General features: G+C 51.6%; 4 protein-coding genes and 1 pseudogene. 3 read left to right on the top strand and 2 right to left on the bottom strand.

All coding sequences use genetic code 11. The annotated features are described in order from the left end of the window. Positions 1-439: 439 nt before the first annotated feature. Complete coding sequence (locus FBQ85_27095; protein ID MDL1878800.1) at positions 440-1234, bottom strand: hypothetical protein; 795 nt, start codon at positions 1232-1234, stop codon at positions 440-442. Positions 1235-1961: 727 nt separating this feature from the next. Between FBQ85_27095 and FBQ85_27090 the strand changes: the two genes are divergently transcribed. From FBQ85_27090 to FBQ85_27080, 3 genes and pseudogenes are all read left to right on the top strand, one after another. Further along, on the top strand, positions 1962-2549 hold the full coding sequence (locus tag FBQ85_27090; protein ID MDL1878799.1) for a GNAT family N-acetyltransferase: 588 nt from the start codon (positions 1962-1964) through the stop codon (positions 2547-2549). A gap of 225 nt (positions 2550-2774) precedes the next feature. Beyond that, positions 2775-3154, top strand: a pseudogene (locus tag FBQ85_27085) (DUF2784 domain-containing protein). 210 nt (positions 3155-3364) lie between these two features. Next, the gene (locus FBQ85_27080) at positions 3365-3724 is read left to right on the top strand and encodes a hypothetical protein (GenBank protein ID MDL1878798.1); all 360 of its coding nucleotides are present in this window, start codon (positions 3365-3367) and stop codon (positions 3722-3724) included. A gap of 154 nt (positions 3725-3878) precedes the next feature. On the opposite strand, the gene FBQ85_27075 is transcribed toward FBQ85_27080, so the two are convergent. Further along, positions 3879-4472, bottom strand: a 594-nt coding sequence (locus tag FBQ85_27075; protein ID MDL1878797.1) for a hypothetical protein, incomplete at its 5' end; no start/stop codon positions are given.

Below are 4472 nucleotides of genomic sequence, written 5' to 3'. Positions count from 1 at the left end.
CCGCGCAAAACAGCAAGACGGCGAGAAGACTGCATCCTGCTGCCAATTGTCTAATCGTATTGGAAGATTTCATGGGCATCTCCCCGAGTTATTCGTCCTTGGTTGATTGGTTGATTATCGGAGGTAAATGGGTAGAGGTCGAAAGGCTGTCACGGAATGGCGGACAGCATGCGCGCGAACGAGGTTGCGCTATAAATGTAGAGAGCAGCGCACCTAGCGTTGCTTGGCAGGCGCGCCACCATCCCAAAACAAAGACTCTAAAACTGATCGAAACCTCTCATCTCGAGAGGATATTGGCAAAACAAAACAGGACTGTTCAGCCGTCAGAAATTACTGCCCGGGCGCTTTTCCAGGTGATAATTTAACTTTTAAAATTCATGGCTCTGACTATGGAAAAAGCAAGAGCGCCCGGTCACTGATCAAAGTTGTTACTGCAACGTTACAGGTTAACGTCACAATACAGGCCAAAAACATTGTCCAGCAAAAGATCGTCGAGCGGAATCCTGAAATATGCGCCCGGCGTGACCTTGTCAAAAACCAGTTTTGCGCGCACGGCTGCTTGATTGATTACGCTGTCGTTAAAACTGCCGCCGGAGGAAGCCCAGCCGCGGCCGGAAAACGAAGCGCCGATATGAAATGGTTGAAAATCAAACCAGCCCTCAGCGCCGTAGATGAGGTGCAGCTCGCCGTCGTTGGTCCGCAAACCTTTGTAGACATTCTCAAAGAAACCAACGGAATCATGCTGTGTCGCGATGTTGAACGAAACACCACCGTAAGGTTGGACGCTGAATTTGCTGACCGTGAGTTTGGTTCGAATCGTGCCGGTCAACGGAATAAGATCTGGAATAAAAGCCTCCTGCCGCTCGAAGTCTGCGACTGAGCCGATAAAAGCGGCAAAACCATTTTTGACCAGCGGCACGCGCGCCATCACCTGAATCGAATGATTCTGGCCGCCGAACTGCAAACCGAAGCCGGGGTTGCCGATGGTTTCGTCGCTGGTCGACACGCTGGCGCCATAAAATTTGCCGAAAGCAACCGGAAGTTGGCCGATAAAGCTGACACCGTCTTTGATAACCGGCACCTTTACGGTGACAAACCAGGCCGAAGTGAGTAAAGACGGTTCCGCGCCGGCGAATTTGAATTGCGGCCGCATGGCTTCGATTTTGAGTGTTTGCGCCGGCAACAGCGCGGGAAGCAGAACGAGAAAAGTCAAAACAGTCACAAACTTTTTCATAGATGCCCTCCGTGTGTCTGTGAGGTCGGGAAAGTCTGCCGCTTTAATAATCAGGAAGAGAGGTGGGCAGGCGCGCCCGGCCATCGCGTGAGTTCGGTGATCAGGGTTTGCGAAAGCACCTATGAGTGTAATGATTTTGCGATCATTGTCAAGTTATTTTAGCGAGAGGTGTTTTCCGGCGATGGTTGCAACGCGAGAGGTGAGGCCAGGCAAGGAGGAGAATTCGTCCGCCGGTCGCCGGGAGGTGCAGCCAAGCTTTTTCTGCTTGCGCCAGCAACCTCCCGTCGTCATATACTACGAACGCTGCCGGCAAATGCGGACGCCCGCTATTCTTTTCGAAAGTCTATTCATCAACTTTGTGCTTGTTTTTGATAGGGCATTTGATCAGGTTTTACGGTCGGGGCTTTTAGTACTACAACGTTAAGTTGACACAAACACCGAGATGTCATTTGAAAGAATCTCGTGAAGTATTGGGAAAACGGCTCGAACCGGCTGCGAACTCAGGGCCTCACAAGATTCCAGATGACATTGACAAAAGTATGGGGAAAGCTCGAGCTTAACGTTTTAGTATTTGTCTCATTTAATAATTTTCTAAAATCGCTACCGATCAGTATAAATCAGTGGCTAAAACCTCGTATCGGCTTTATTCAGGTTGAAATCAAAGTTTATGGGAAGGAGCATTATGTCGATTCGCACCGATCGATTTATTGCAACGCCGGCGGCGCCGATGTCAGTCGCGCCCATCACGCTGGCGGGCAATTTCGTTCGCCTCGAGCCGCTCTCCCTCGATCATCTCGATCAGCTTTGCGCTGTCGGTTTGGATGACGAACTATGGCGCTTCACCGTGTCGTTTGTGCGGACGCGGGAGGATATGCAAGCTTATCTTGATGCCGCATTGCAAGAGCAAGCCGAGGGCACAGCGCTTCCATTTGCAACATGTGACATTGCCTCCGGCCAAGTGGTGGGCAGCACACGATTTGGCAATATCGACAAACACAATCGCCGGCTTGAAATCGGCTGGACGTGGGTCGCGCGGCCCTGGCAGCGTACTGCCATCAACACGGAGGCCAAGTATCTCATGCTGAGCCACGCCTTTGAAACGCTCGGTTGTTTGCGGATTGAATTCAAAACCGATATGCTGAACGAACGTTCTCGTCAGGCGATTCTGCGTTTAGGCGCGCACGAAGAAGGCATTTTTCGCAATCATATGATCACCAGCAGCGGTCGCATTCGAAATTCCGTCTACTACAGCATTATCGATACTGAGTGGCCGGCGGTGAAGCGCCATCTTCAAGAAAAACTGGCGCGGCGATAGATATGCTGGGGTGTTGTCGAGAATCAAAATGAGGCGAAACGCATGCAAAGATTTGAGCGATTGACTTTTGCTACAACGTCTTGCGCAGCAACGAAGGGTGATTGAAGCGCGAAGGGGCGGATGAACTTCCAAATGGCAATGCCACGCCCAGGCCGTTGCAGGAACGTTTTTCAAGAATGCCACGTTTTCTCGCGAACGTTAATAGATTGATTCAGGTCGAGCATTATGTTCTACCGCACGCTGGCAGACATCATCGTCGTTCTGCATCTTTTGTTCATTGTGTTTGTATTAGGCGGCGGCGTGCTCGTTCTGTTTTGGCGGCGATGCGCCTGGCTGCATCTTCCCGCGGTTTTATGGGCAATCCTGATTGAATTGACGGGCGGCATCTGTCCGCTCACCCCGCTGGAAAATTGGCTGCGCCTGCGAGGCGAGGCGCCGGATATCATACCAGCTTCATCGAACATTATCTCATTCCGGTGATTTATCCTGCCGCGTTGACGTATGAGTTGCGCCTCGTTTTTGCCTTGATCGTCGTGATCATCAATGCCGGCATTTATGCGTTTGTCCTGCGCCGCAAAATGAAAAGGACTGCAGTGCGACGCTAATCAACAGTTGTGGCTATTTTACGGCGTTGACATGCCCGGCGATGGCCATCTTCTCTCTTGACATCGTTCGCAAACAAATTATATTCTAGCGCATGCAACTCTCCAGCGCCCCAACGCAATGGCCTCACACCACGAATGGCGCTCCAGTTTTCAAAATTAATCCACCAAGGGTAGTGAACTTCCGAAGATTATCTCTGTGAGGAGGGAGTTATGCGATGGTCGAAAGTGTTGACGGCTGGACTTGTGGGTGGAATCGTGAACGCGGTGTTCGGGTTTCTCATGTATGGCGTGATCATGAGTAATACCTTCCGCAAATACAGCCCCGAGGTTTTTCGCGGTGCGGAAAATGAACCCAACATGATGTGGTTCATCATCATGCCGGTGTTGCTCGGCTTGGCCGGCGCAGTTTTGTTTGCCAAAACAAGAGCCTCCTGGCAGGCGGGAGTGAAAGGCGGTGTGCTGTTTGGTTTCTGGGTCGGCTTGATCGGCTTTTTGAGTAATTTCTATCTGCCTCTCACCATCACGGCTATCCGTATTATCTGGCCTGGTGTACCGGCAGTATCATCGTGATGGAGTGGATGGTTTTTGGCGCTGTCCTGGCGGTTGTGTACAAGGCTTGATTGCAGCAGCGGAGAGTTGCGACGAAATCCTGAGTGTGCGTGATTGGTGCGCTCAGGATTTTTTGTTTCGTTAACACCGGCAGTCGGGGAATTGCACAAAAGTATCAAATTTTTAGCGTCACATTCACAGTCGTTCCGCTGTCATCAGAGTACATGCCGAAAGATCCTCGCAGTTGCTCGGCTCGCGTTTTCATCGTCTGCAATCCCTTTCCCGAAAATTTCGGCGCATGCGTCGCCCCGTTGATGCCGGCTCCGTTGTCGATAATGCTGATGTTCAGCCGGTTTGATTTGAAGGAGGCATAAATCGCCAGCTCGCTGCCGCCGGAATGTTTGGCGGCATTGTGAATCGCTTCTTTGAGCAAGAGCCAGAGATGTTTGCGCTGTTCGGGCGAGAGATTTTTGGCCGGCAAAAGTTCCGCGCCGGGGGCGTCAAACTTGAGCGCCATGTTTTGAGCGCGGCAGGCATTCACGGCAAAATCGCGCACGCGCATCAGCAAATCATGGATGCTTTCCGGTTTCGGGTCAATCGCCCAGATAATCTCGCGAATCGAGTTCACCGATTCTTGCGACAGCGTGATGATGCGTTGCAGCAGCTCTGCGCCCGCCAGTTTGGTCGCGTTGCTTTTGGCATTCTCATCCTGCACGATTTTGCCGAACATGGCAATGCTGCTGAGATTGCCGGCGATTTCATCATGCAG

The organism is Cytophagia bacterium CHB2, assembly GCA_030263535.1.
Taxonomy (GTDB): Bacteria; Zhuqueibacterota; Zhuqueibacteria; order Zhuqueibacterales; family Zhuqueibacteraceae; genus Coneutiohabitans.
This window is presented reverse-complemented; position numbering and strand designations above follow the sequence as displayed.

What these genes read in the sequence shown, in the direction of transcription:
- FBQ85_27095 (MDL1878800.1), bottom strand. Translation starts at nt 1,234, where the DNA reads ATGAAAAAGTTTGTGACTGTTTTGACTTTTCTCGTTCTGCTTCCCGCG.
- FBQ85_27090 (MDL1878799.1), top strand. Translation starts at nt 1,962, where the DNA reads ATGTCAGTCGCGCCCATCACGCTGGCGGGCAATTTCGTTCGCCTCGAG.
- FBQ85_27080 (MDL1878798.1), top strand. Translation starts at nt 3,365, where the DNA reads ATGCGATGGTCGAAAGTGTTGACGGCTGGACTTGTGGGTGGAATCGTG.